General features: G+C 71.5%; 20 protein-coding genes. 10 read left to right on the top strand and 10 right to left on the bottom strand.

The genetic code is table 11. The features are described 5' to 3' along the window. The first annotated feature begins 226 nt into the window (after window positions 1-226). From R2S09_RS34845 to R2S09_RS34835, 3 genes are all read left to right on the top strand, one after another. Window positions 227-859, top strand: a complete 633-nt coding sequence (locus R2S09_RS34845) for a DUF6230 family protein (RefSeq protein ID WP_306191766.1) — start codon at window positions 227-229, stop codon at window positions 857-859. A 128-nt stretch (window positions 860-987) separates the two neighbouring features. Further along, on the top strand, window positions 988-1,539 hold the full coding sequence (locus tag R2S09_RS34840; RefSeq protein WP_306191767.1) for a DUF6114 domain-containing protein: 552 nt from the start codon (window positions 988-990) through the stop codon (window positions 1,537-1,539). Continuing rightward, window positions 1,529-2,938, top strand: coding sequence for a hypothetical protein (locus R2S09_RS34835; protein WP_316745335.1), 1,410 nt, complete (start codon window positions 1,529-1,531; stop codon window positions 2,936-2,938). Before R2S09_RS34840 ends, R2S09_RS34835 begins: the two co-directional genes overlap by 11 nt. A 104-nt stretch (window positions 2,939-3,042) precedes the next feature. On the opposite strand, the gene pyk is transcribed toward R2S09_RS34835, so the two are convergent. From pyk to pta, 3 genes are all read right to left on the bottom strand, one after another. Further along, window positions 3,043-4,473 (bottom strand): pyruvate kinase, encoded by a 1,431-nt coding sequence (pyk, locus tag R2S09_RS34830; RefSeq protein ID WP_306191769.1) that lies wholly within the window; start codon window positions 4,471-4,473, stop codon window positions 3,043-3,045. A gap of 109 nt (window positions 4,474-4,582) precedes the next feature. Further along, window positions 4,583-5,800: an acetate kinase gene (locus R2S09_RS34825; protein ID WP_316745334.1), complete on the bottom strand. Its 1,218-nt coding sequence runs from the start codon at window positions 5,798-5,800 to the stop codon at window positions 4,583-4,585. A 36-nt stretch (window positions 5,801-5,836) separates the two neighbouring features. After that, on the bottom strand, window positions 5,837-7,942 hold the full coding sequence (pta, locus tag R2S09_RS34820) for a phosphate acetyltransferase (RefSeq protein WP_316745333.1): 2,106 nt from the start codon (window positions 7,940-7,942) through the stop codon (window positions 5,837-5,839). A gap of 248 nt (window positions 7,943-8,190) precedes the next feature. On the opposite strand from pta, the gene R2S09_RS34815 reads away from it, so the two are divergent. Continuing rightward, entirely contained in the window at window positions 8,191-9,216 is a 1,026-nt protein-coding gene (locus R2S09_RS34815) for an ATP-dependent 6-phosphofructokinase (protein WP_316745332.1), read from the top strand. Here the strand turns inward: R2S09_RS34815 and R2S09_RS34810 are convergent. The 3 genes from R2S09_RS34810 to R2S09_RS34800 form a co-directional block, all read right to left on the bottom strand. Then, window positions 9,213-9,923: a helix-turn-helix transcriptional regulator gene (locus R2S09_RS34810; protein WP_316745331.1), complete on the bottom strand. Its 711-nt coding sequence runs from the start codon at window positions 9,921-9,923 to the stop codon at window positions 9,213-9,215. The two genes, R2S09_RS34815 and R2S09_RS34810, sit on opposite strands and share 4 nt — an antisense overlap. 181 nt (window positions 9,924-10,104) lie before the next feature. Then, window positions 10,105-10,809, bottom strand: a complete 705-nt coding sequence (locus R2S09_RS34805; RefSeq protein WP_306191774.1) for a response regulator — start codon at window positions 10,807-10,809, stop codon at window positions 10,105-10,107. Further along, complete coding sequence (locus tag R2S09_RS34800; protein ID WP_306191775.1) at window positions 10,806-12,542, bottom strand: sensor histidine kinase; 1,737 nt, start codon at window positions 12,540-12,542, stop codon at window positions 10,806-10,808. The genes R2S09_RS34805 and R2S09_RS34800 overlap by 4 nt, the downstream gene beginning before the upstream one ends. 151 nt (window positions 12,543-12,693) lie before the next feature. On the opposite strand from R2S09_RS34800, the gene R2S09_RS34795 reads away from it, so the two are divergent. After that, the gene (locus R2S09_RS34795; protein WP_316745330.1) at window positions 12,694-14,103 is read left to right on the top strand and encodes a cation:dicarboxylate symporter family transporter; all 1,410 of its coding nucleotides are present in this window, start codon (window positions 12,694-12,696) and stop codon (window positions 14,101-14,103) included. 193 nt (window positions 14,104-14,296) lie between these two features. On the opposite strand, the gene R2S09_RS34790 is transcribed toward R2S09_RS34795, so the two are convergent. Next, the gene (locus tag R2S09_RS34790; RefSeq protein ID WP_306191777.1) at window positions 14,297-14,914 is read right to left on the bottom strand and encodes a TetR/AcrR family transcriptional regulator; all 618 of its coding nucleotides are present in this window, start codon (window positions 14,912-14,914) and stop codon (window positions 14,297-14,299) included. A gap of 116 nt (window positions 14,915-15,030) precedes the next feature. Here R2S09_RS34790 and R2S09_RS34785 point away from each other — a divergent pair, with 116 nt between their 5' ends. The 5 genes from R2S09_RS34785 (at window position 15,031) to R2S09_RS34765 (ending at window position 20,843) form a co-directional block, all read left to right on the top strand. Continuing rightward, window positions 15,031-16,710 carry an MFS transporter gene (locus R2S09_RS34785; RefSeq protein ID WP_316745329.1) on the top strand — a complete coding sequence of 560 codons (1,680 nt, stop codon included), beginning with the start codon at window positions 15,031-15,033 and terminating at the stop codon, window positions 16,708-16,710. 100 nt (window positions 16,711-16,810) lie between these two features. Next, a complete protein-coding gene (locus R2S09_RS34780; protein ID WP_316745328.1) occupies window positions 16,811-17,575 on the top strand; it encodes a DUF2127 domain-containing protein in 765 nt (254 codons plus the stop codon). A 58-nt stretch (window positions 17,576-17,633) separates the two neighbouring features. Then, the gene (locus tag R2S09_RS34775; protein WP_306191780.1) at window positions 17,634-18,080 is read left to right on the top strand and encodes a MerR family transcriptional regulator; all 447 of its coding nucleotides are present in this window, start codon (window positions 17,634-17,636) and stop codon (window positions 18,078-18,080) included. Then, entirely contained in the window at window positions 18,077-18,412 is a 336-nt protein-coding gene (locus tag R2S09_RS34770) for a co-chaperone YbbN (RefSeq protein WP_306191781.1), read from the top strand. The genes R2S09_RS34775 and R2S09_RS34770 overlap by 4 nt, the downstream gene beginning before the upstream one ends. Before the next feature lie 196 nt (window positions 18,413-18,608). Then, window positions 18,609-20,843, top strand: a complete 2,235-nt coding sequence (locus R2S09_RS34765; RefSeq protein WP_306191786.1) for an AAA family ATPase — start codon at window positions 18,609-18,611, stop codon at window positions 20,841-20,843. A 72-nt stretch (window positions 20,844-20,915) separates the two neighbouring features. Here R2S09_RS34765 and glgB read toward each other — a convergent pair whose 3' ends face one another. From glgB to R2S09_RS34750, 3 genes are all read right to left on the bottom strand, one after another. Beyond that, entirely contained in the window at window positions 20,916-23,549 is a 2,634-nt protein-coding gene (gene glgB, locus R2S09_RS34760; RefSeq protein ID WP_316745327.1) for a 1,4-alpha-glucan branching enzyme, read from the bottom strand. 60 nt (window positions 23,550-23,609) lie between these two features. Continuing rightward, window positions 23,610-25,049, bottom strand: a complete 1,440-nt coding sequence (locus tag R2S09_RS34755; protein ID WP_316745326.1) for a maltokinase N-terminal cap-like domain-containing protein — start codon at window positions 25,047-25,049, stop codon at window positions 23,610-23,612. A gap of 93 nt (window positions 25,050-25,142) precedes the next feature. Beyond that, window positions 25,143-25,274, bottom strand: a 132-nt coding sequence (locus tag R2S09_RS34750) for an alpha-glucosidase C-terminal domain-containing protein (RefSeq protein WP_316745343.1), incomplete at its 5' end; no start/stop codon positions are given.

The raw sequence follows: 25,274 nt of genomic DNA, 5'->3' as shown, positions 1-25,274 counted from the left end.
CTTTCCGGCGAAGCCTGTCCAGCAAGGTTGTGCGTGATGCGTGTCAGGCGCGACCAGTGGTTGTCGCTCGGGGGTGATCGCCGGTGATTCGGGTGCGGTTCGCGCCTGACGAGCGCGGGCGCTCTCCTTCCCGAGGACGTAGCACTTCTCCCATCCCTGCCCGGCTCCAGCCGCCGACCCGGAGGCGAGCCGAGGCCAGGAGATGTACGTCCGAGAAGGAGGAAATATGGAGTCCCAGGTGCGTGGCGGGACCAGATGGAAGCGGTTCGCCGTCGTCATGGTGCCCAGCGTGGCCGCCACGGCGGCGATAGGCGTGGCCCTGGCGCAGGGTGCTCTCGCCGCGTCGTTCAGCGTCTCCGGCCAGTCGTTCAAGGTGACGGCCGACAAGCTGGTCGGCACCGGGTTCGAGCAGTACGGCGCGATCGACCAGGGCTACACCCTCGACGGGCAGAAGACGGCGCACCCCGTCGCGGTCTCGGCCTTCAAGAAGGCCTCGATCAACAACATGTGCCAGTCCGTCGTCACGCCGGACATCCCGCTGCTGGGCTCGGTGAGCCTGGTTCTGAAGGCGGGCGGTGACAAGCCGGTCGAGGCCGACAACCTCTACATCGACGTCGCCGACCTCAACGCCGACGCCACCTTCAACAACATCGACATCGGTGTTGCCGCCAAGGACGCCAACAAGGGTCCGGGCATGAAGGGCAACGGCGAGATGTCCAACCCGTACGGGTTCGCCCAGCAGGCCGACTCGGCCACGCTGACCGGCGTGAAGCAGACGGCGTGGGCGACCACCGCCGGAACCTTCAAGCTCAGTGGCCTGAAGATGTCGCTGAAGACGGGTACGCACGAGTGCTACTAGGCGCTCGGTGACGGGCGGGGGAGCCGATGGCGCCCCCGCCCGTTCCACCTTCACCCGCTCCTTCACACACCCCCCACACGCACCACCACCCCTCACCACAGCAACGCCGCACCAGGGAGCTGTTTTCCATGAGCGCCGAAACTCCTGCCGTACCCGGCCAGTTCACCCGCCGGAGGCTGCAGTTCCGCGCCTGGCGGGGCACGCGACCGTTCTGGGCCGGTCTGTTCGTCCTGATCGCCGGCTTTCCGATCATGTACTTCCCGTACGCCCATCTCCAGCTCGGTCATCTGACCCTGGCGATGGCCACCACCGCGGGTGCCGGTTCCCTGATCATCGGCGTACTGCTCGTCGTTCTGGGCATCAGCCTCTGGTTCCAGAAGCACATCCGGGTCTTCGCGGGTGTCGCGGCGATTCTGCTGGCGCTGGTGTCCCTCCCCGTGTCGAACTTCGGCGGCTTCGTCGTCGGCTTCCTGCTCGCGCTGATCGGTGGCGCGATGGCCGTGGCATGGGCACCGGGCAGCGAGTCCGCCCCGGAGGGTGCCGAGGAGAGCGGTCCGGCACGGGACGGCGCCCCTGAGGCCGCGCCCGGCCCGGCGGTGGACGGGATGAGCAACGAGTCGAACGACCTGTCAGGAACGAGCCCGGCCAACGGGGCGAACGGGAGGCACAGTGCCGGCTGACGAGGTGACCCACGGGACTGAGGTGGACGAGTCCCGTGTGAGAACCGGGCCGCGCCACGCGGCACCCAAGAAGCCGCTGTTCACCAGGTTCCACATGCCGGCAGGCAAGGCGATAGCCACGGTGGCGATGCCGACGGCCGTCCTCATGGGGATGGGCTTCACGTCCTCGCTCGCCCTCGCCGACAACAACAGCTCCACGTCCTCGCCGTCCAACACCCTGACGGCCGACGAGTACAAGGACTGCGTCGCGGCGCTGGACGGCGCCAAGGACACGTCCTCGGCCTCGCCCACGCCGTCGCCCTCCACGAGCGCCGGCGACTCCACCGCGGACGGCAAGACCGGCGACGACGGCAAGACCGGCGACGGCAACGACGGCTCGGCGCAGCCGACCCCGTCGCCGTCCTCCTCGGCCGACGCCGGCGGTACGGCGGACAAGTCGCCTTCGGACACGTCCTCTTCGTCGGATTCAGGTTCCGACGACAAGGCCGCGCCCGATACGTCCACCTCCGGCTCGGGCTCCGCCGGCGGCGACACGGCCACCCCGTCCCCGTCGGCGACCTCGGGCAGCGGCGGCGGCCTGCTGGGCGCGATCGGCGACACGCTCGGGAACGTGCTGACCGGCGGGACGTCGGACTCCGGTACGACGTCGGACGCCACGGCCACGCCGTCCGCCTCCGCCACGCCTTCGGCGAGCGCGACCGAGGACGGCTCGGGCGGCTCCTCCGGCACGAGTGTCACCGACACGGTGAAGGACACCGTCAAGGACACCACCGGAAAGGTCACCGGCACCGTCGAGGACACCACCGACACGGCGTCCAAGGCGGTCGGGGACGTCACCGGGACGGTGAAGGACACCGTGAAGGACACCGTCGACGCGGCCACCGCCTCGCCGAGCCCGTCCGCGGGTTCCACCACCGACCCCGAGAACTGCCCGGCGGCCACCGACGCCCAGGGCGGCGTCGACAACACGGTGCCCCTGGCGGACGACCCCTGGTACCTGAACGCCAGCTCCCTGCTGCTGAAGGGCGCCGACTACCAGGGCGTCGTGGAGGTCAAGACCGCCAACGGCACCGTGAAGAAGGTCCTGAAGTACGTCATATCGGATGGCACGGACATCGGTGACCTGCACCAGACGGTGAAGGACAAGCAGTCCGGCAAGACCTACCACGTGCAGGCGGCCAAGGGCTCGACGTCCACGATCCGCGGCGGGAAGACGGTGATGTACACCGAGTCCATCTCCGGCAACCTGCTCGGTCTGATCCCGGTCACCTTCAGCCCGGACAGCCCGCCCCCGCTGAACATCCCCCTGATCTACTTCACCGACGTGAAGGTGGTCCAGGCGGCCCAGTTCGGCGGCAACCTGCACGTGCCCGGCATGCACGTGTACACGACCGACTGACGGTCACCGAAAGCCCGTCCGGGAGCCGCAACAGCTGAGGGCGCCCCCCGCCGCAAGGCGAGGGGCGCCCTCAGCGCCGTACGGAACCGTCCGCCGGACAGACCCTAGTCGCGCTCGCCGCCGCCCAGGTGGTGGACGCGGACCATGTTCGTGGTGCCCGGGACGCCGGGCGGGGAGCCGGCCGTGATGATCACGATGTCGCCCTCGGTGAACCGCTTGAGCTTGATCAGCTCCTGGTCGACCAGGTCGACCATCGCGTCGGTGCTGTCGACGAACGGCACGACGTGCGGCTCCACGCCCCAGCTGAGCGTCAGCTGGTTGCGGGTGGACTCGTCGGTGGTGAACGCCAGGATCGGCTGGGTCGCGCGGTAGCGGGACAGCCGGCGGGCCGTGTCGCCGGACTGGGTGAAGGCCACCAGGCCCTTGCCGCCGAGGAAGTCGGCGATCTCGGCGGCGGCACGGGCCACCGAGCCGCCCTGGGTGCGCGGCTTCTTGCCCGGGACCAGCGGCTGCAGGCCCTTGGACAGCAGCTCCTCCTCGGCCGCCTGGACGATCTTCGACATCGTCTTGACGGTCTCGATCGGGTACGCGCCCACGCTCGACTCGGCCGAGAGCATCACCGCGTCGGCGCCGTCCAGGATCGCGTTGGCCACGTCGGAGGCCTCGGCGCGGGTCGGGCGGGAGTTGGTGATCATCGACTCCATCATCTGGGTCGCCACGATCACCGGCTTGGCGTTGCGCCGGCACATCTCGATCAGGCGCTTCTGCACGATCGGGACCTTCTCGAGCGGGTACTCCACCGCCAGGTCACCGCGGGCCACCATCACAGCGTCGAACGCCATCACGACGTCCTGCATGTTCTCCACCGCCTGCGGCTTCTCCACCTTGGCGATGACCGGGACGCGACGGCCCTCCTCGTCCATGACCCGGTGGACGTCGGCGACGTCCTTGGCGTCCCGGACGAAGGACAGGGCGACCATGTCGCAGCCCATGCGCAGCGCGAAGCGCAGGTCCTCGACGTCCTTCTCGGACAGCGCGGGCACGTTCACGGCCGCGCCGGGCAGGTTGATGCCCTTGTGGTCGGAGACCACGCCGCCCTCGATGACGATCGTCCGCACCCGCGGGCCCTCGACGTCCAGAACCTTCAGCTCGACGTTGCCGTCGTTGATCAGGACCTGGTCGCCGCGCGAGACGTCGCCCGGCAGCCCCTTGTACGTCGTACCGCAGATCTGCTTGTCGCCCGGGACGTCCTCGGTGGTGATGGTGAACTCGTCACCTCGCTCCAGCTCCACCGGGCCCTCGGCGAAGGTCTCCAGACGGATCTTCGGGCCCTGCAGGTCGGCGAGGACGGCGATGGCCCGGCCGGTCTCCTTGGAGGCGGCGCGGACACGGTCGTAGCGGCCCTGGTGCTCGGCGTGCGAGCCGTGGCTGAAGTTGAAGCGGGCCACGTTCATGCCGGCTTCGATCAGCGCGACGAGCTGCTCGTGGGAGTCGACCGCGGGGCCGAGAGTACAGACGATTTTCGAACGGCGCATGGGGCGATCCTATCGGTTTGTTTCGCTGCGGAATATTCCGGCTGGCGGAAAATACAAATGGGCGGGTCCGCGCTCAGGCGAGTGCCGGTCGAACGAGTGCCGAATGAATTCAGTTGTCTCGGTTGTCCTTTCCGACCAGTGCGTAGGTCTGGCCGGCGATCTCCATTTCCTCGTCCGTGGGAACCACGGCCACGGCCACCCGCGCGCCGTCGGGCGAGATCAGCCGCGCCTCGTCGCCGCGCACGGCGTTCCGCTCGCCGTCCACCGCGAGGCCCAGCCCCTCCAGGCCCGCGACGGCGGCGGCGCGCACGAAGTCCGCGTTCTCGCCCACCCCGGCGGTGAACGCGACCGCGTCCACACTGCCGAGTACCGCGTAATACGCGCCGATGTACTTCCTCAGCCGGTGGATGTAGATGTCGAAGGCGAGCCGCGCCTGCTCGTCGCCCTCGTCCATCCGGCGCCGTATCTCCCGCATGTCGTTGTCGCCGCACAGACCGAACAGACCGCTCCTCTTGTTGAGAAGAGTGTCGATCTCGTCCATGGACATTCCGCCAACCCGCTGCAAATGGAAGATGACGGCCGGGTCCAGATCACCGGAACGGGTGCCCATCACCAGACCCTCCAGCGGGGTGAGCCCCATGGAGGTGTCCATGCACCTGCCGCCCCGCACCGCCGAGGCGGACGCCCCGTTGCCCAGGTGCAGCACGATCACGTTGACGTCCTCGTAAGCCTTGCCCAGAAGTTCGGCGGTCCTGCGGGAGACGTAGGCGTGCGAGGTGCCGTGGAAGCCGTAGCGGCGCACCCGGTACCGGTCCGCGAGCTTGGTCTCGATGGCGTAGCGGGCCGCGGACTCCGGCATGGTGGTGTGGAAGGCCGTGTCGAAGACGGCGACCTGGGGCAGGTCGGGGCGCAGCGCCATGGCGGTGCGGATGCCGGTGAGGTTGGCCGGGTTGTGCAGCGGGGCGACCGGGATCAGCCGCTCGATCTCGGTGAGCACGGCGTCGTCGATGACGGTCGGCTCGGTGAAGAACATGCCGCCGTGCACCACCCGGTGCCCGATCGCGGCCAGTTCGGGGGAGTCCAGGCCCAGCCCGTCCTTGGCCAGCTCCTCGGCGACGGCCTTGAGGGCGGCGTCGTGGTCGGCGATGGGGCCGTTCTGCTCGCGGGTGTCCCCCGAGGCGACGCAGGCGTGCTTGAGCCGGGAGGTCTGCTCGCCGATGCGTTCGACCAGTCCGACGGCGAGGCGGCTCGCGTCGCGCATGTCGAGCAGCTGGTACTTCACCGAGGAGGAACCGGAGTTGAGGACGAGGACGCGGGTCGCGTTCACGGTGTTCGAAAGCTCTCTGTGTGGGCGTCGTGGACGTCAGTGGGCGGGCTCGGCGGCCGGCGTCGTGGACGCCGAGGGGCTCTGGGCCTGGATCGCGGTGATCGCGACGGTGTTGACGATGTCCTGCACCAGCGCGCCGCGGGACAGGTCGTTCACCGGCTTGCGCAGGCCCTGGAGCACCGGCCCGACCGCGATGGCGCCCGCCGAGCGCTGCACGGCCTTGTAGGTGTTGTTGCCGGTGTTCAGGTCAGGGAAGATCAGCACGGTGGCCTGCCCGGCGACCTCCGAGTCCGGCAGCTTGGTGGCGGCCACCGACGGCTCCACGGCCGCGTCGTACTGGATCGGCCCCTCGATCATCAGGTCCGGGCGGCGCAGCCGCACCAGCTCGGTGGCCTCGCGCACCTTGTCCACGTCGGCGCCCGAGCCGGACGTACCGGTGGAGTACGACAGCATCGCGATCCGCGGCTCGACACCGAACCGCGCGGCGGTGGTCGCCGACTGGACGGCGATGTCGGCGAGCTGCTCGGCGTCCGGGTCCGGGTTGACCGCGCAGTCGCCGTAGACCAGCACCTTGTCGGCCAGGCACATGAAGAACACCGACGACACGATCGAGGCCCCCGGCTTCGTCTTGATGATCTCGAAGGCGGGCCGGATGGTGGCGGCCGTGGAGTGCACCGACCCCGACACCATGCCGTCGGCCAGGCCCTCCTGGACCATCAGCGTGCCGAAGTAGTTCACGTCGGAGACGACGTCGTACGCCAGCTCGACCGTGACGCCCTTGTGGGCGCGCAGCCGGGCGTACTTCTCGGCGAAGGCGTCCCGCAGGTCGGAGACGGCGGGGTCGATCAGCTGCGAGTCGCCGAGGTCGATGCCGAGGTCCGCGGCCTTCTTGCGGATGGTGCCCTGCGGACCGAGCAGCGTCAGGTCGCACACCCCGCGGCGCAGCAGCACCTCCGCCGCGTGCAGCACACGCTCCTCGGTGCCCTCCGGCAGCACCACCCGCCGCTTGTCCGAACGGGCCTGTTCGAGCAGCTTGTGCTCGAACATCATCGGAGTGACCCGGTCGCTGCTGGGCGCGGAGACGCGCTTGTTGAGGTCGGAGGTGTCGACGTAGCGCTCGAACAGGCCGAGCGCTGTCTCGGCCTTGCGCGGGGTGGCCGCGTTCAGCTTGCCCTCCAGGGAGAACAGCCGCTCGGCCGTGGGGAAGCTGTTGCCGGCGACCGAGACGACCGGGGTGCCCGGGGCGAGCCGGGCGGCCAGGGTGAGGATCTCCTCGCCCGGCGCCTCGTTCAGGGTGAGCAGGACGCCGGCGATCGGCGGGGTGCCGGCGCTGTGCGCGGCGAGCGAGCCGACGACCAGGTCGGCGCGGTCGCCGGGGGTGACGACCAGACAGCCCGGGGTCAGGGCCTTGAGGAGGTTGGGCAGCATGGCGCCGCCGAAGACGAAGTCGAGCGCGTCCCGGGACAGCCCGGCGTCGTCGCCCAGCAGCACCTTGCCGTCCAGGACCTGGGTGATCTGGGCGACGGTCGGCGCGGACAGGGCGGGCTCGTCGGGCACCACCCAGCAGGGCACGGGCAGCCGGCCGGCCAGCCGCCCGGCTATCTCGTCGCGGTCCTCGCGGGCCACCCGGTTGGTGACCATGGCCAGCACGTCGCAGCCGAGGCCGTCGTAGGCGCGGTAGGCGTTGCGGGTCTCGGCGAGCACGGACTCCGCGGTCTGCCTGCGGCCGCCCACGACCGGGAGCACGGAGGCGCCGAACTCGTTGGCGAGCCGGGCGTTCAGCGACAGTTCGTCCGGCAGCTGGGTGTCGGCGAAGTCGGTGCCCAGCACCAGCACCACGTCGTAGTCCCGGGCCACCCGGTGGAAGCGGTCGACGAGCACGGACACCAGCTCATCGGTGCCCTGCTCGGCCTGGAGCGCGGACGCCTCCTGGTAGCCCAGGCCGTAGACGGTCGCCGGGTCCTGGGCCAGCCGATAGCGGGAGCGCAGCAGTTCGAAGAGCCGGTCCGGACCGTCGTGGACGAGCGGGCGGAAGACGCCGACCCGGTCGACCTGCCGGGTCAGCAGCTCCATGACTCCCAGCTCGACGACCTGGCGGCCGTCACCGCGGTCGATGCCGGTCACGTACACGCTGCGAGTCACGCGGGCTCTCCGTTTCATCAGGTACGTCGTGGTGGTCGTTCATCGGGTACGCCGAGATGGCCGGCTTCATCGGGAGTGTTCCGATGTGTCGCCCATCTGGGCAAAAAAACGCCCGCCGGGGTGAGCGGAACCCTCTTGACAATACCCCCGCCGATAGATAAGGCGCCCGTCAAGACCGAGCAGCCTCCGGTTCGTGAAACAATCGGACAGGATCACCGGTGTCAACAGCGAGCAGGAGACACAGCACGATGCGTATCGGAGTTCTCACGGCAGGCGGCGACTGTCCGGGACTGAACGCGGTGATCCGGTCGGTCGTGCACCGAGCGGTCACGACGTACGGCGACGAGGTCATCGGTTTCGAGGACGGCTACGCCGGCCTGCTCGACGGCCGCTACCGCGAGCTGGACCTCAACGCGGTCGGCGGCATCCTCGCCCGCGGCGGGACCATCCTCGGCTCCTCCCGGCTGGAGCGCGACCGGCTCCGCGAGGCCTGCGAGAACGCCTCCGACATGATCCACCAGTTCGGCATCGACGCCCTGATCCCGATCGGCGGCGAGGGCACGCTGACGGCGGCCCGCATGCTCTCCGACGCGGGACTCCCGGTCGTCGGCGTTCCCAAGACCATCGACAACGACATCTCCTCCACCGACCGCACCTTCGGCTTCGACACGGCCGTCGGCGTCGCGACGGAGGCGATGGACCGCCTGAAGACGACGGCCGAGTCCCACCAGCGGGTGATGGTCGTCGAGGTCATGGGACGGCACGCGGGCTGGATCGCCCTGGAGTCCGGCATGGCCGCCGGCGCCCACGGCATCTGCCTGCCCGAACGCCCCTTCGGCCCCGTCGACCTGGTCAAGATGGTCGAGGAGCGCTTCGCCCGCGGCAAGAAGTTCGCCGTGATCTGCGTCGCCGAGGGCGCCCACCCCGTCGAGGGCAGCATGGACTACGGCAAGGGCGAGATCGACAAGTTCGGCCACGAGCGCTTCCAGGGCATCGGCACGGCGCTGGCCTACGAGCTGGAGAAGCGGCTCGGCAAGGAGGCCAAGCCGGTCATCCTCGGCCACGTCCAGCGCGGCGGCGTGCCCACCGCCTACGACCGTGTCCTCGCCACCCGCTTCGGCTGGCACGCGGTGGAGGCCGCGCACCGCGGCGAGTTCGGCCACATGACCGCACTGCGCGGCACCGACATCGTGATGGTCCCGCTGGCGCAGGCGGTGACCGAGCTGAAGACGGTCCCCAAGGACCGGATGGACGAGGCGGAGTCGGTCTTCTAGCCGTACGGGCCGGCCTTGGCCCAGAACCGCTCCACGATCCGCTCCAGGAAGTCGCGCCCGGCGTCGCCCGCCTGGTCGGCGGCGCTGTTCCCGCCCCAGCTGAGCGAGGCGACCATCTGCCCCTGGTAGTCCTGGTGCAGCTCCTGGAGCACCTTCTCCAGCACGCGCCGCTCCAGGGGCACCACCTTGCCCACCGGACGGACGTAGGCCTGCCAGCGGGTGTCGACGGCGCTGCGCAGCAACTCGGCCAGTCTGCCCTCGCGTCCGGCGACGGCGACGAAGTCGGGCAGCGACAGCTCCAGCACGCCCGCGAGCGCGGCGGACTGCCGCTCGGTGCCGCTGAAGTCGTCGCGGTCCTCCATCCGCAGATAGCGCGGCAGGTCGAGCCCGACCGCGCGGGCCACGTCCTCCGGCGGCAGCCCGCGCGCGATGCGGTGCTCGCGCAGGGTGCGCGGCCTGCCGATCAGCTCGCCCGGCGCGCACCACAGCACACCGGCGAGCGCGGTCAGCTCCGGGCCGGACGGGGAGGCGATCCCGCGTTCCCAGGCGGTGACGAGGCCGGGGGTGACGTAGGGCAGCCCGTACGAGACCCGCATCCCGTGGGCGACATGTTCGGGCCCCATCCCGAGTGCGGCACGAAGCCGCCGCGCGGCCGGGGCGTTGAACGGCGGAGCGGCGGACGAACTGGGCTGGTCGGGTCGGCGCACGCCCACAAGCTAGGGCCCCGCCGACCCCTTGACCACGGTCCGTTCCCACAGGATCACAGCTTGTACGAACCTACGGTTCCGTAGGTTCCGCGTGACCGCCCGCCTGACCGCCCGCGTGACCGCCCACGTCACCCCCCCACGTCACCGCAGTCGCGGCAGTCGCGGCACCGGACGCGCTCGGCTACCGGCTCGGGGCACCCCCCGGCACCCACCGGTACACCAGCTCCGGTCTGCCCACCTGCCCGTAGAGCGGGCGCCGCGCGGCCCGCCCCGCGTCCACCAGGTGCTCCAGATAGCGGCGGGCCGTGATCCGGGAGATGCCCACCGCCTCGGCGACCCCGGCCGCCGTGAGCCCCTCCTCCGCCGTGCGCAGCGCGCCGGTCACGCGCTCCAGCGTCGGCGCGCTCAGCCCCTTGGGCAGGGCGGCGGGGCCCGGGGCGCGCAGCACCGCGAGCGCCCGGTCCACCTCGTCCTGGCCGCCGGCCTCGCCGACCGCCGCGTGGAACTCGGCGTAGCGGACCAGACGGTCCCGCAGGGTCGCGAAGGTGAACGGCTTCAGGACGTACTGGACCACGCCCAGCGACACCCCCTCGCGCACCATCGCGAGGTCCCGGGCCGAGGTCACCGCGATCACGTCCGCGTGATGGCCGGCGGCCCGCAGGGAACGGGCCAGCTGGAGCCCGTGCACATCCGGCAGGTGCAGATCGAGCAGCAGCAGGTCCACCGGGGTCCGCTCCAGCACCCGCCGGGCCTCCGCACCCGTGTGCGCCTTGCCGACCGCGACGAACCCGGGCACCCGCCCCACGTACATCACGTGCGCGTCCGCCGCGACCGGATCGTCCTCGACCACCAGCACACGGATCGCCGCACCGCTGCCGTCCGTCATCCGTGTCTCCCGTCCCGGCCTCGGCGCCCGGCTGTGACCTCGGCCCCGGACCCGTCCCGGGTCCCCGTCCCGGTGGCCCCGATCCCGATGGCCGCCCGTTCCTCCGGGGCGTCTCCCAGGGGCAGTCGGGCCTCGAACGCCGCGCCGCCGCTCTCGGCCTCCGTCACCGTCAGTGTTCCTCCGTGGCGGTGGACCGCCTGCCGCACCAGGGCGAGTCCCAGACCGCGGCCGCCGGGGCCCGTCGGCTTGGTGGAGAAGCCGCGCTGGAAGACCAGGTCGGCGTGGGCGGGGTCCACGCCGGGGCCGGTGTCCGCGACCCGTAGGACCAGCTCGGTGTCCTCGGCGCACGCCGTGACGGTCACGGTCACCCGCGGCCGCAGGCCGCTCTCGGCCCCCTGGGCCGCGTCCACCGCGTTGTCGACGAGGTTGCCGAGGATCGTCACCAGGTCCCGGGGCGGCAGGGTCTCGGGGAGCAGGCCGTCGTCCAGGCCGCTGTCCTCGGACACCACCAGCTCCACGCCCCGCTCGTTGGCCTGCGCGGTCTTGCCGAGCAGCAGCGCGGCCAGCACCGGCTCGCTGACCGCCGCCACCACCTGATCGGTCAGCGCCTGCGCCAGCTCCAGCTCTGCCGTGGCGAAGCCGACCGCCTCCTCGGCGCGGCCCAGTTCGATCAGCGACACCACCGTGTGCAGCCGGTTCGCCGCCTCGTGCGCCTGGGAGCGCAGCGCCTGCGTGAAACCGCGCTCGGAGTCCAGCTCGCCCATCAGCGACTGCAGCTCGGTGACATCGCGCAGGGTCACCACCGTGCCCCGGCGCTCACCGCCCGACACCGGCGAGGTGTTCACCACCAGGACGCGCGAGTCGGTCAGATGCACCTCGTCCACCCGTGGCTCCGAGGCCAGCAGCGCGCCCGTCAGCGGCGCGGGCAGGCCGAGGTCCGCCACCGACCTGCCCACCACGTCCGCCTCACCGGCCTCGCGGCCCACCCCGAGCAGCTCGCGCCCGCCGTCGTTGATCAGCGCCACCCGGTACTGCGCGTCCAGCATCAGCAGCCCCTCGCGCACCGCGTGCAGCGCGGCCTGATGATAGTCGTGCATCCGGCTGAGCTCCTCGGCGTTCATCCCGTGGGTGTGCCGGCGCAGCCGCGCGTTGATGACGTACGTGGCGAGCGCGCCGAGCGCGAGGATGCCGGCCGCGACCCCGAACAGCGCGGTGACCTGCTCCTGGATCCGCTGGCTGATCGCCTCGACCTTGATGCCGGCGCTGACCAGGCCGATGACCTGCCCGCCCTCCTCGACGGGCGTGACCGCACGGACGGACGGGCCGAGGGTGCCGGTGTAGGTCTCGGTGAAGGTCCGGCCGTGCTGGGCGGGCGCGATGGTGCCGATGAAGGGCTTGCCGATCTGCTTCCAGTCCACATGGGTCCAGCGGATGCCCTGCGGACTCATGATCGTGACGAAGTCGACCCCGGTGTCCCGCTGCACCTTCAGCGAGTACGGCTGGAGTTCCGCGGTGGGGTTCGGGGTGTGGATCGCGGACCGTACCGAGGGGGAGTCGGCGATCGAACGGGCCACCGCCGTCGCCTGCCGACGGGCAGCGCTCTCGGCCTGGCCGCGGTCGCTGACGAAGGTGAACAGTGCATATCCGGCCACGACGAGCGCCAGCAGCACGGCCTGCATGGCGAAGAGCTGGCCCGCCAGGCTGCGAGGTTTCGAAGGGACGGGTATCCGCATGCCGTCAGTCTGCCTCTCCGTTCTGGCGTGAACTAAATGAACGGAAGGGTGACCGCCCTCACATGACGGGAGATAGTCACGGCATCCCCGAAAACCCCGGACGTGAGCCGCACGCCGGTGATGCCGACGACGTCGTCAAGGAGGGCCGCTCGTGAGCAGCGCAGCCGATACGGCACCCGCCGCACCCGCCGCAGGACCCGGCCCCGCAGCAAAGCGGGACCGTACCCACTATCTCTACATAGCCGTGATCGCCGCGGTGGTCCTCGGCATCATCGTCGGGTTCGCCGCACCGGACTTCGCCAAGGAGCTCAAGCCGCTCGGCAAGGGCTTCGTGAACCTGATCAAGATGATGATCTCCCCGATCATCTTCTGCACGATCGTGCTCGGCGTCGGTTCGGTGCGCAAGGCCGCCAAGGTCGGCAAGGTGGGCGGGCTCGCCCTCGGCTACTTCGTCGCCATGTCGTTCGTGGCGCTGGCCATCGGCCTGGTCGTCGGCAACATCGTGCACCCGGGCAGCGGCATGCACCTCACCGAGGCCGTGAAGGGCGTGGGCCACGCGCAGGCGGACGCCGCGACGGAGGGCCCCGTCGACTTCCTGCTCGGGATCATCCCGACCACCCTGGTGTCGTCCTTCACCGAGGGCCAGGTGCTCCAGACGCTGCTGGTCGCCCTCCTCGTCGGTTTCGCGCTGCAGGCCATGGGCCGCAGGGGCGAGCCGATCCTGCGCGGGGTGGAGCACATCCAGCGGCTGGTCTTCCGCGTGCTCGCCATGATCATGTGGGCCGCCCCGATCGGCGCCTTCGGCGCCATGGCCGCCGTCGTCGGTGAGACGGGCGTCGACGCCCTGAAGGCACTCGCCACGATCATGCTGGGCTTCTACGTCACCTGTCTGCTGTTCGTGTTCGTGGTGCTCGGCGCGATGACCCGCCTGGTCTCCGGCGTCAACATCTTCCAGCTGCTGAAGTACCTGGGCCGCGAGTTCCTGCTGATCCTGTCCACCTCGTCGTCGGAGTCGGCCCTGCCCCGGCTGATCGCCAAGATGGAGCACCTGGGTGTGAGCCGCCCGGTCGTCGGCATCACCGTGCCGACCGGCTACTCCTTCAACCTCGACGGCACCATGATCTACCTGACCATGGCGTCCCTCTTCATCGCCGACGCCATGGACCAGCCGCTCTCCATCGGCCAGCAGATCACCCTGCTGCTGTTCATGATGATCGCCTCCAAGGGCGCCGCCGGTGTCACCGGCGCCGGCCTGGCGACCCTGGCCGGTGCCCTGCAGTCCCACAAGCCCGCCCTGGTCGACGGCGTCGGCCTGATCGTCGGCATCGACCGGTTCATGAGCGAGGCCCGCGCCCTGACGAACTTCGCGGGCAACGCCGTCGCCACCCTGCTGATCGGCACCTGGACCGGCGAGGTCGACAAGGACCGGGTGCGGCGGGTGCTCGCCGGCGACCTGCCCTTCGACGAGCGGACCCTGCTGGACGACTCCGCCGGCGACGACGCCCGTACGGACGTGCCGGAGCAGCGCGAGGGCGGCGAGAAGGAGCTGGCGAAGGCCTGACACCGATACGCCCTGCCGACCCCTGCTCCGGATGCCCGGCTCCGTCTGAACCCGGGCCGGGCATCCGGCGACAAGGAAATACCGCCGAGCGGCCGTGCCCTTCCCCCGTGGGCCGGCCGCTCGGTTCTTTGCGTGCGTGCCCCGGTTGACCAGCCTGCCCCGGCCGGCCGGCCCACGTCAGCCGGTCAGCCGGTCAGTCGCCGATCTTCTCCACCAGCGCGCCCGCGAGTGCGGCCGGCACCCCCGCCGACGTCAGCACCGTGACCGCCGCCGAGCGCCCCGCCTCCCGCGCTGCCAGCAGGCCGTCGTTCACGGCCTCCATCAGGGCGAACAGGATCTGCTCGTGAACGTAGGCGAGGGCCGGCGCGGGCAGCGGGGAGCTGAAGGCGCCCTGGTCGAGGCCGCGCCGGAGCAGTTCCGCACAGCTCTCCCGGACCGGGGTCAGCCGCTCGCGGATGCCCTGCGTGGTGACCGTGCGCTGGGCGAGCGCCACCAGCAGGCGGTAGCGGTCGGCGATGTGCCAGATCGCCAGCACCGAGCGGGCCAGCGCCTCCGCCGGTTCCTCCACGCCTTCGCGGCCCGCCGCGTGCGCCTCGGCGAGTGCCTGCACCGCGTCGTCGACGAGCGTGCTGATCAGCGCCTCGCGGCTGGGGAAGTGGCCGTACACCGTGCGCCGTACGACACCCGCGGCGCGCGCGATCTGGTCCATGGACGCGTCGGGGTCGCGCAGCAGCTCGGCGAGAGCGACGTCGAGGATGCGGCGCCGGTTCGCGTCGGCGCGGCTGGTGTTACCCGTGGTCATGGCTGACATTGTGCCCTCCTCCCGACTTGCACAGCGCTGTGCAACCGGCGTACATTGCACAGCATTGTGCAACTGCACATCACTGTGCAAGTCTCGTCGCGCATCCGAGGAAGGCGACCCCTGCCATGCGACTCGTCATCAACGAACCGGTCGAACGGATGGACCGGCCCTACGCCCGGCGCTGGTGGGCGCTCCTCGTGCTCTGCCTCAGCCTGCTGATCATCGTGATGGCCAACACCGCCCTCACCGTCGCCGCGCCCGACATGACCCGGGACCTGGGCCTGTCCAGCGCGGACCTGCAATGGGTGATCGACGGCTACACCGTCCCGTACGCGGCGCTGATGCTGCTGCTCGGCGCGATCGGCGACAAGTACAGCCGGCGCGGAGCGCTCGTCCTCGGCCTGGTCGTGTTCGGCGGCGGAGCCGTCTTCGGCTCCCTCGCCGACAGCGCCACCACCGTCATCGCGGCCCGCGCGGTCATGGGCGTCGGCGCCGCACTGATCATGCCGGCCACGCTCTCCCTGCTCGCCGCGACCTTCCCGCGCGCCGAACGCGCCAAGGCGATCACCCTGTGGACCGCCACCGCCGGCCTCGCGATCGCCGCCGGCCCGGTCGTCGCGGGCGCCCTGCTCAAGGACCACGGCTGGGCGTCGACCTTCCTGATCAACGTGCCGATCGCCGCCGTGGCCCTGGTGGCCGCCCTCGCGCTCGTCCCGCCCTCCCGGGCCCGCCACCACGAGCGGATCGACCACGTCGGCGGCCTGCTGTCCGTGATCTGGATCGGCTCGCTCGTCTACATGATCATCGAGGGCCCGCACTTCGGCTGGGACGCCAAGGCGGTCACGGCCGCGGCGGTGGCGGGCGCCGGCCTGGTGGCCTTCGTCCTGTGGGAGCTGCGCCACCCGCGCCCCATCATCGACGTACGCCGCTTCACCGCCCGCCGCTTCGCGGGCTCCAACCTCGCCGTCGCCCTGTTCTTCCTGGCCGTCTTCGGCGCCTTCTACTACCTCACCCAGCACCTGCAGTTCGTCCTCGGCTACGACGCCCTGGCCACCGGCCTGCGCATGCTGCCGCTGGCGGGCGCGGTCTTCGCCGGCTCGGCCCTGACCGGCTATCTCACCCCGCGCGTCGGCATGCGGTGGACGGTCACCGCGGGCATGGCCGGCGGCACCGCCGCGCTGGCGCTGCTGACCCGGGTGGACGGCTCGTCCTCGTACGGTGACTTCGTGGCACCCCTGGTGATCCTGGGCCTGGCGATCGGACTCGCCCTCTCGCCCTGCACCGACGCCATCATGGGCGCCTTCCCGGAGTCCGAGCTGGGCGTCGGCGGCGCCGTCAACGACACCTCGCTCGAGCTGGGCGGCTCCCTCGGCATCGCGATCCTCGGTTCGCTGCTGTCGACGTCGTACTCCCATCACCTCTCCGACACCACCGCCGGCAGCGGGCTCCCGGCGAGCGCCCTGTCCACCGCCCAGGACTCGGTCGGCGCCGGATACGCCGTGGCCCAGGGCATCGGCGACAAGGCACGGCACCTCGCCGCACAGGCCGCCCACGCGAGCGACCCCCAGCAGGCCGCCCAGCTGAAGGCCCAGGCCGGGCAGCTCGCCCAGGGTGCCCGGCGGATGCGGGACGCGGTCGGCTCGTCCTTCGCCGACGCGGTCGCCCACACCAGCCTGGTCGGCGCGGTGATACTCGGCCTCGGCACGCTCGCCGTCGCCCTGCTGCTGCCGCGCGGCACCGCCCGCGCGGCCCAGCCGGCAGAGGAAGTGAAGGAGCTGGTGGAAAGCGGTGCGGGCGTGAACTGAAAGCCCCCGGCCGACGTCTCTCACCACGATGCACTACCGTGCCGTGCCGGATCGACCGGCGCGGCGCGGCCGCGCGAGCACGTAGACGGAGGCACGGGGGATGGCGATCGACTGGAACCGGCGGACCTGCGCCCGCAAGGGCCACGTGACCTACGCGCCCGACGACCCCCGGCTGCGCATCCGGCTGCACGCCGACACCGCGCTGGGCGAGGTCTGGCGCTGCCTGCGCTGCGGCGACTTCGTGCTCGGGGAGCCGCACGGCTCCGGTCCGGCCGCGAACGCTCCGCTGGTGCCGCGCGGCAAGGTGCTGCGGGATCTGTTGATCCTGCGCTTCCTCGCGATCGAGCGGGCCGTGCGCGGGGTGTTCATCGTGCTGGTCGCGGTCGCGGTGTGGAAATTCAGCAACAGCCAGGACGCCGTACGCCGGCTGTTCAACGAGTACCTGGACGTCTTCCGGCCCGTCTTCCGGCACTTCCACTACGACCTGGACCACTCTCCGGTCGTCGGCACCATCCAGAAGACCTTCGGATACAAGCACTCCACCCTGCTCCTGCTGGCCGGAGTGCTGCTGGTCTACGCCCTGATCGAACTGATCGAGGCGGTCGGCCTGTGGTACGCCAAGCGCTGGGCGGAGTACCTGACGGTGGTCGCCACCGCCGCGTTCCTCCCGTTGGAGATCTACGAACTCACCGAGCACATCAGCGCGGTCAAGATCACCACCCTCGCCCTCAACGTCCTCGCCGTCCTCTACATCGCCCTCGCCAAGCGCCTCTTCGGCCTGCGCGGCGGCCGCCGGGCCTTCGACGAGGAGCGCCGCAGCGCCTCCCTGCTGGAGGTGGAGGAGTCGGCGGGCGTGCTGGTCTGACGGTCCGCGACCCCTCGCGCTTCCCTTGACGTCGGCGTCAAGCCGTACCGTCGACGGCATGCGAATCGGTGAGCTTGCCGGTCGGGCCGGGACCACGGCGCGGGCGGTGCGGTACTACGAGTCGCGGGGGCTGCTGCCCGCGCGGCGGGATGCCCAGGGGCACCGTACCTACGACGAGCGGGACCTGAAGCTGCTGCGGGAGATCAGGACGCTCCAGGACTTCGGGTTCGAGCTGGAGGAGACGCGGCCCTTCGTGGAGTGTCTGCGGGCCGGGCATCCGGAGGGGGACTCGTGCCCGGCCTCGCTCGCGGTGTACCGGCGCAAACTGGACGAGCTGGACGCGTTGATCGGTGAGTTGCGGGCGGTGCGGGCGCGGGTCGCCGGGCAGCTGTCGCGGGCCGAGCAGGCGCGTACCGAGCTGGCCGCCGAGGCGCTGGTTCCGGGTGGGCCGGAGCCGAGGTGCGAGCTGGTGCCCGAGCAGGCGCCGGGAGGGCAGGAGCGATGATCAAGCAGGTGGCCGGGGTGGCCGAGGTGACCGACGCGGACTTCGAGGCCGAGGTGCTCGGGGCGGACCTGCCGGTGCTGGTGCAGTTCACGGCCGAGTGGTGCGGGCCGTGCCGGCAGCTGGCGCCCGTGCTGGGGCAGATCGCGTTCGAGGAGGGCGACCGGCTGAAGATCGTCCAGCTGGACGTGGACCGGAATCCCGGGACCACGCTCGCCTACGGCGTGCTGGGCACCCCGACGCTGATGGTGTTCCGGGACGGGGAGCCGGTGAGGTCGATGGTGGGGGCGCGGGCCAAGCGGCGGCTGATGGAGGAGCTGGCCGACGTGCTCTGAGCGGTTCGGCGACAGCGGGCCGGCCGCGGGCCCGGAGAGACGAGAAATCCTCCGAGCGCAATTGCGCTCGGAGGATTTCTCTGCGTATATTCGGTGATTCACGACTTCCGAGAAATCGGGTCACCGAGAAGTGTTGTGCGCACAGTATATCCGGGCGGGAGCGGAATTGTCAAACACCGAATTTCACGACGGTGAATTGCGGCAGGAGCAGGAATTCATCGACGGGCTGTACGTGCGCGTGGACGCCCTGCGCGGCGACGCCGAGGCCTCCGTCACGGACGCGCTGGCACAGGGCGACAAGCCCATGCAGGCCAGGCTGGAGCGGGACATCCTCGTCGCCGAGCGCTCGGGGCTGCTCGCCGCGCTGAACGCTGTGGACGGCTCGCTCTGCTTCGGCCGGATCGACCTCACCGACGGAGTCAGCCATCACATCGGCCGTATCGGGCTGCGCGCCGACGACGCCGAGCGCACTCCGATCCTGATCGACTGGCGGGCCGACGTCGCCCGGCCCTTCTACCTGGCCACCGGCCACACCCCGATGGGCCTGCGCCGCCGCCGGCACATCTCCACCGAGGGCCGCCGGGTCACCTCCCTGCATGACGAGATCCTCGACCTCGGCGACGCCACCCGCACCGGGCACGAGGACCCGACCGGCGACGCGGTGCTGCTGGCCGCGCTCAACTCCGCGCGCACCGGCCGGATGGGCGACATCGTGCGGACCATCCAGGCCGACCAGGACCGCATCATCCGCGCGCCGCACCGTGGTGTGCTCGTGGTGGAGGGCGGCCCGGGCACGGGAAAGACCGCGGTCGCGCTGCACCGGGCCGCCTATCTGCTCTACGAGCACCGGGAGCTGCTCGCCCGGCGCGCCGTGCTGATCGTCGGCCCGAACCCCGCCTTCCTCGGCTACATCGGCGAGGTGCTGCCCTCCCTGGGCGAGACCGGCGTCCTGCTGGCGACCGTGGGCGAACTGTTCCCCGGCGTGCGGGCCAAGGGCACCGACACGCCCGAGGCCGCCGCCGTCAAGGGCCGCGCCGACATGGCCGACGTGCTCGCCGCCGCCGTCAGGGACCGGCAGGCGCTGCCCGATCCGGTGATCGCCGTCGAGCACGAGCGCGAGGTGCTCATGCTCGACGACGGCCTGGTGAGCGTGGCCCGCGAGCGCACCCGCGCCGCGAAGCTGCCGCACAACGTGGCCCGCGAGCACTTCGAGGGCCACGTCCTGAACACGCTGACCGAGCTGTACGCGGAGCGGGTCGGCACCGACCCCTACGACGGCTCCAGCCTTCTCGACGCCTCCGACATCACCCAGATCCGCGACGAACTCGCCGACAACCCCGAGGTCTGGGCGGCCATCGACCAGCTGTGGCCGCGGCTGACCCCGCAGCGGCTGGTCGCGGACTTCCTCGCCGAGCCGGACGGGTATCTGTCCGAGGAGGACGCGGACGCCGTCCGCCGGCCGGTGACCCGGGCCTGGACCGTGGCGGACGTCCCCCTGCTCGACGAGGCCGCCGAGCTGCTGGGCGAGGACGACCGGGTGGCCCGGGCCCGCGCCGAGCGGGAGCGCGAGACCCAGGTGGCGTACGCGCAGGGCGTCCTGGACGTGTCGTACGCCTCCCGGACCTACGAGTTCGAGGACAAGGAGGACGGTGACCCGGACGCGTCGGAGGTGCTGTCCGCGCACGACATCATCGACGCCGAGCGGTTCGCCGAGCGGCAGGAGGAGGCCGACCACCGCAGCGCCGCCGAGCGCGCGGCGGCCGACCGGACCTGGGCGTTCGGGCACATCATCGTCGACGAGGCGCAGGAGCTGTCGCCGATGGCGTGGCGGCTGCTGATGCGGCGCTGCCCCACCCGCTCGATGACCCTGGTCGGCGACCCGGCGCAGACCGCGGAGGCGGCCGGTGTCGGCTCCTGGGAGGGCATCCTCCAGCCGTACGTCGAGGACCGCTGGGAGCACACCCGCCTCGGCGTCAACTACCGCACCCCGGCCGAGATCATGGACGTGGCCGCGGCCGTGGTCCGCGCGGAGAACCCCGGTTTCCGGCCGCCGAGCTCGGTGCGCTCCACGGGCGTGCGGCCCTGGGCCCGTGCCACCGACGACCTGCCCGGCGCGGTGGAGAAGGCGGTCGCCGAGCTCACCCCGGACGAGGGCCGGCTCGCCGTGATCGCCCCGCGCGACCTGCACCGCGCCCTGGCCGCCCGGCTGGACGGGGTCACGGCCGGCGCCGAACCCGACCTGACGCACACGGTCGTCCTCCTCGACCCGCGCCAGGCCAAGGGCCTGGAGTTCGACTCCGTCCTGGTGGTCGAGCCGGGCCGCTACGGCACGAGCGATCTCTACGTGGCCCTGACCCGGGCCACGCAGCGGCTCGGTGTGGTGCACACGGGGGCGCTGCCCCCCGCCCTGGCCGCCGCGTTCACCGAGTAGCGGTGGCCGTCCTGGCTCCGGTCGCTCCAGGGTTCCGGGGGCTCCGGGAGCTCCGGGGAGCCCCCGGGACACTCACGCCGGGCGCAGCCACACCGTCGCCAGGGGCGGCAGGGCCAGCCGGATGCTCGCCGGCCGGCCGTGCCACCCCTGGGGTTCCGGCTTGATCGGATCGGGGTGGACGACGTCGCTGCCGCCGTAGCGGGCCGCGTCCGTGTTGACCAGTTCCAGCCAGGCGGGAACGTCGTCGGGGACGCCGAGCCGGTAGTCGTGGCGGACGGCCGGGGAGAAGTTGGACACCGCCAGCAGCGGGGCGCCCTCGGTGTCGTGGCGCAGGAACGCGAAGACGTTGTCGTCCGCCGCGTCCCCGACGATCCACTGGAAGCCGTCGGGGTGGACGTCCCGCGCCCACAGGGCGGGCGTCGCCCGGTAGGCGGCGTTCAGGTCGCGCACCAGGTCCAGCACGCCCCGGTGGTCGGCCGCCGCGCCGTACGACGGGTCCAGCAGCCACCAGTCGGGGCCGCGCTCCTCGGACCACTCGCTGCCCTGGGCGAACTCCTGGCCCATGAACAGCAGCTGCTTGCCCGGGTGGGACCACATGAAGCCGAGATAGGCGCGCAGGCTCGCGCGCTGCTGCCACCAGTCGCCGGGCATCTTCGACACCAGTGAGCCCTTGCCGTGCACCACCTCGTCGTGGGAGATCGGCAGCATGTAGTTCTCGCTGTAGGCGTACACCATCGAGAACGTCATCTCGTCGTGGTGGTACTTGCGGTGGATCGGCTCGTGACTCATGTACTGCAGCGAGTCGTGCATCCAGCCCATGTTCCACTTCAGCCCGAAACCCAGGCCGCCGAAGCCGCTCGGGCCCCGGTGGTGGGTGGCCCGGGTGACGCCGTCCCAGGCCGTCGACTCCTCGGCGACGGTCACCACGCCCGGCACCCTGCGGTACACGGTCGCGTTCATCTCCTGCAGGAAGGCCACCGCGTCCAGGTTCTCCCGGCCGCCGTACTGGTTCGGCGTCCACTGGCCCGGCTCACGCGAGTAGTCCAGGTAGAGCATGGAGGCCACCGCGTCCACGCGCAGCCCGTCGATGTGGAACTCCTCGCACCAGTACAGGGCGTTCGCGACGAGGAAGTTGCGCACCTCGCGCCGGCCGAAGTCGAACTCGAGGGTGCCCCAGTCGGGGTGCGCGGCCCGCAGCGGATCGGAGTGCTCGTACAGCGGGCGCCCGTCGAACTCGGCCAGCGCCCACTCGTCGCGCGGGAAGTGCGCCGGCACCCAGTCCATCAGCACCCCGATGCCCGCCTGGTGCAGGCGGTCCACCAGGTACTTGAAGTCGTCCGGGGTGCCCAGACGCGCGGTCGGCGCGTAGAAGCCGGTGACCTGGTAGCCCCAGGAGCCGCCGAAGGGATGCTCGGCGACCGGCATCAGCTCCACATGGGTGAAGCCCAGGTCCTTGACGTAGGCGGGCAGCTGCTCGGCCAGTTCACGGTACGTCAGCCCGGGGCGCCAGGACGGCAGATGTACCTCGTACACGGAGAACGGCGCCTCGTGCGCGGGCCGCTGCGCGCGCCGGAGAACCCACTCCCCGTCCCCCCACTCGTGGTGGGAGGCGTGCACGACGGACGAGGTGGCGGGCGGCACCTCGGTGCGGCGGGCCAGCGGGTCGGCGCGCAGCGTCCGGGAGCCGTCCGGCCGGGTGATCTCGAACTTGTACAGCTCGCCCTCGCCGATCCCGGGCACGAACAGCTCCCACACACCGGTGGAGCCGAGCGAGCGCATCGGGAACGCGGTGCCGTCCCAGAAGTTGAAGTCACCGGCCACCCGCACCCCTCGCGCGTTGGGCGCCCACACCGCGAACCGGGTGCCGGCCACGCCCTGGTGGGTCATCGGATGCGCCCCCAGCGCCTGCCACAGCTGCTCGTGCCGCCCCTCACCGATCAGATGCAGGTCCAGCTCGCCGAGCGTGGGCAGGAACCGGTAGGCGTCCTCGGTGCGCTGCACGGTGCCCGCGTAGGCCACCTCCAGCCGGTACTCCGGTACGTCCGGCAGCGGCAGCAGCCCCGAGAAGAACCCCTCCCCGTCGTGCCTCAGCTCGACCTGGAGGTCGCCGGCGATGACGGCCACCCCCAGCGCGTACGGCCTGAAGGCCCGCACGGCGACCCCGCCGGGCACGGGATGCGCGCCGAGCACCGAGTGCGGGTCGTGGTGCGTGCCGCCGAGCAGCCGCTCGCGGTCCAGGACGCCGACGGCGGGGGAGAGGGCCATGCCCGCCGACGCCGTCAGCCCGGCGGCCTCCGTCCCTACGGCCGGCACGGCGGCGGAGGCGACCGCCTCGGCGGGGGACCTCTTCGCGGGGGCCTTCTTGGCGGGGGCCTTCTTGGCAGGGGCTTTCTTCGTGGGGGCTTTCTTCACGGGTGCCTTGGTGGCGGTCGCTTCCCCGGCCGCCGTCTTCTTCGCGGTCGTCTTCTTCGCGGCCGTCTTCTTCACGGCGGTCTTCTTCGCCGTGGTCATCGCCGTCGCCGCATCGGTCTTCTTGGCGGCCGTCTTCTTGACCGCCGTCTTCTTCGCGGTCGCCTTCTTCGCCGTGGTCTTCTTCGCGGCGGCCTTCTTCGGGGTGGCCTTCTTCGCGACCGCCGGCTGCTCGGCGCCGGCGGCCTGGGCCGTCTGCTTCGGGTCCGAACCGCTGGACGGGGGGCGGTCAGTCACGGGCGGAGCCTCCTCGGCGCAGGACAGGACAGGTCGGGTCGGTGCGTGCTGACAGAGGCATCACACCGGGGCGGGGCCGGCCAGGCGGCGCACCGCGGAGAGCGGTACCGGCAGCCAGTCGGGGCGGTGCCGGGCCTCGTAGAGGACTTCGTAGATCGCCTTGTCGGTCTCGTAGGCCCGCAGCAGGACCGGGTCGGTGCGCGGGTCGCGCCCGCTGACCTCCGCGTATCCGGTGCAGTAGGCGGCCCGGCAGGCCTCGGCCCACTCCGGTGCGGGCGGGCCGCCCGCCGAGTGCGCGGCGTAGTCGAAGGAACGCAGCATCCCGGCGACGTCACGCTCCACGGGCTGGGCCATCCGCCGCTCGGCCAGCGGTTTCGCAGGCTCGCCCTCGAAGTCGATCAGCGACCACTCCCCGGCCGGCGAGCGCAGGCACTGGCCGAGGTGGAGGTCGCCGTGGATGCGCTGGGCCGTCCAGGTCTCGCCCTCGGCGGCCAGGTCGGCCAGCGCTTCGAAGGCGGAGCACAGGGCGGGTGCGTACGGCTGGAGCGCGGGCACCGCCTGCGCCGCCGCCTCCAGGCGCTCGGTCATGCCGTCGACCAGCGACTGGAGCTGGAGGTGGCCCAGGGTCACGGTGGGCAGGGCCCGGGCGAGCGTGGTGTGCACCTCGGCCGTGGCGCGGCCCAGCGCCCGTGCCTCGGCGCTGAAGTCCTCGCCCTTGGCCAGCTCGCGCAGCGCCAGCTCCCAGCCGTCCGAGGCGCCCTGGACGAACGGCTGGAGCACGCCCAGGACGTACGGCTCGTCGGTGCCCGCCTCGATGGTGGCCTCCGCCGTCATCCACGCCGTCGGCGGGGGAACCCTCGGGCAGCCCTCGCGGGCCAGGGCGAGCGGCAGTTCCAGGTCGGGGTTGACGCCGGGCAGGACCCGGCGCAGCAGTTTGAGAATGAACGTATCGCCATAGATGACGGACGAGTTGGACTGTTCGGCGGTCACCATGCGGGGCACCAGGTCGGGACGTATCTCGCCGCGCCGCTCGAAGCGCAGCCCGCCGATACGGGCCCGTGTGCGCAGCGCCTCCAGGATCACCTCGGCGGCCCGGGGGTCGTACAGGGCCTCGTACACCGTGCGGCCGGCGAGCGGGCCCTCGTGGACGTGACCGATCAGCGCGGGCGCCAGCATCGGGGGCAGCGCCTCGCGCACGCCTATGAGCAGCTGGTAGCAGTCGCCGGGGTGCGGGACGTGCCCCTGCACGGCGGCGAGCGGCTGGTGGGCGCGGACCAGCAGGTGGTACAGCCCCGTCTTCCCTTCGACGGGAAGCAGCTCCGTGGCCGCGACCAGCGAGAATCCCGTGACCGGGCGCCCCTTGCCCGCGAACCAGCGCTGCCGGGGCAGCCACTCGCGCAGCAGCGGGTCCAGTGACGCGAGGAGACCGTGGCCGCTGCTGGTGGCGGAGCCGCTCGTGACGGGGCTGGTGGTGACAGAGCGTGTGACGGCTTGCGACATGGCTTCCGACATGGCGTCGCGTCCAATCGCTGGTCGGTTGTGACTGACGCGTGCCCACAGGTGGGGCGGGGGAAACCGCCCCACCAGGGGGTGCTACGCGGTGACGCCGTCCGTACGGAGCCGGAACCAGTAGAAGCCGTGCCCCGCCAGGGTCAGCAGGTACGGCAGCTCGCCGATGGCCGGGAAGCGCACCCCGCCGAACAGCTCGACCGGGTGCCGCCCGCG

The organism is Streptomyces sp. MK7 (assembly GCF_032658145.1).
In the GTDB taxonomy this organism is placed as follows: domain Bacteria; phylum Actinomycetota; class Actinomycetes; order Streptomycetales; family Streptomycetaceae; genus Streptomyces; species Streptomyces spiralis.
Note: the sequence above shows the minus strand (reverse complement) of the source record. Positions and strands in the feature narration are given on the sequence as shown.

What these genes read in the sequence shown, in the direction of transcription:
- R2S09_RS34845 (WP_306191766.1), top strand. Translation starts at nt 227, where the DNA reads ATGGAGTCCCAGGTGCGTGGCGGGACCAGATGGAAGCGGTTCGCCGTC.
- R2S09_RS34840 (WP_306191767.1), top strand. Translation starts at nt 988, where the DNA reads ATGAGCGCCGAAACTCCTGCCGTACCCGGCCAGTTCACCCGCCGGAGG.
- pyk (WP_306191769.1), bottom strand. Translation starts at nt 4,473, where the DNA reads ATGCGCCGTTCGAAAATCGTCTGTACTCTCGGCCCCGCGGTCGACTCC.
- R2S09_RS34815 (WP_316745332.1), top strand. Translation starts at nt 8,191, where the DNA reads ATGCGTATCGGAGTTCTCACGGCAGGCGGCGACTGTCCGGGACTGAAC.
- R2S09_RS34805 (WP_306191774.1), bottom strand. Translation starts at nt 10,809, where the DNA reads ATGACGGACGGCAGCGGTGCGGCGATCCGTGTGCTGGTGGTCGAGGAC.
- R2S09_RS34800 (WP_306191775.1), bottom strand. Translation starts at nt 12,542, where the DNA reads ATGCGGATACCCGTCCCTTCGAAACCTCGCAGCCTGGCGGGCCAGCTC.
- R2S09_RS34790 (WP_306191777.1), bottom strand. Translation starts at nt 14,914, where the DNA reads ATGTCAGCCATGACCACGGGTAACACCAGCCGCGCCGACGCGAACCGG.
- R2S09_RS34785 (WP_316745329.1), top strand. Translation starts at nt 15,031, where the DNA reads ATGCGACTCGTCATCAACGAACCGGTCGAACGGATGGACCGGCCCTAC.
- R2S09_RS34780 (WP_316745328.1), top strand. Translation starts at nt 16,811, where the DNA reads ATGGCGATCGACTGGAACCGGCGGACCTGCGCCCGCAAGGGCCACGTG.
- R2S09_RS34775 (WP_306191780.1), top strand. Translation starts at nt 17,634, where the DNA reads ATGCGAATCGGTGAGCTTGCCGGTCGGGCCGGGACCACGGCGCGGGCG.
- R2S09_RS34770 (WP_306191781.1), top strand. Translation starts at nt 18,077, where the DNA reads ATGATCAAGCAGGTGGCCGGGGTGGCCGAGGTGACCGACGCGGACTTC.
- R2S09_RS34755 (WP_316745326.1), bottom strand. Translation starts at nt 25,049, where the DNA reads ATGTCGCAAGCCGTCACACGCTCTGTCACCACCAGCCCCGTCACGAGC.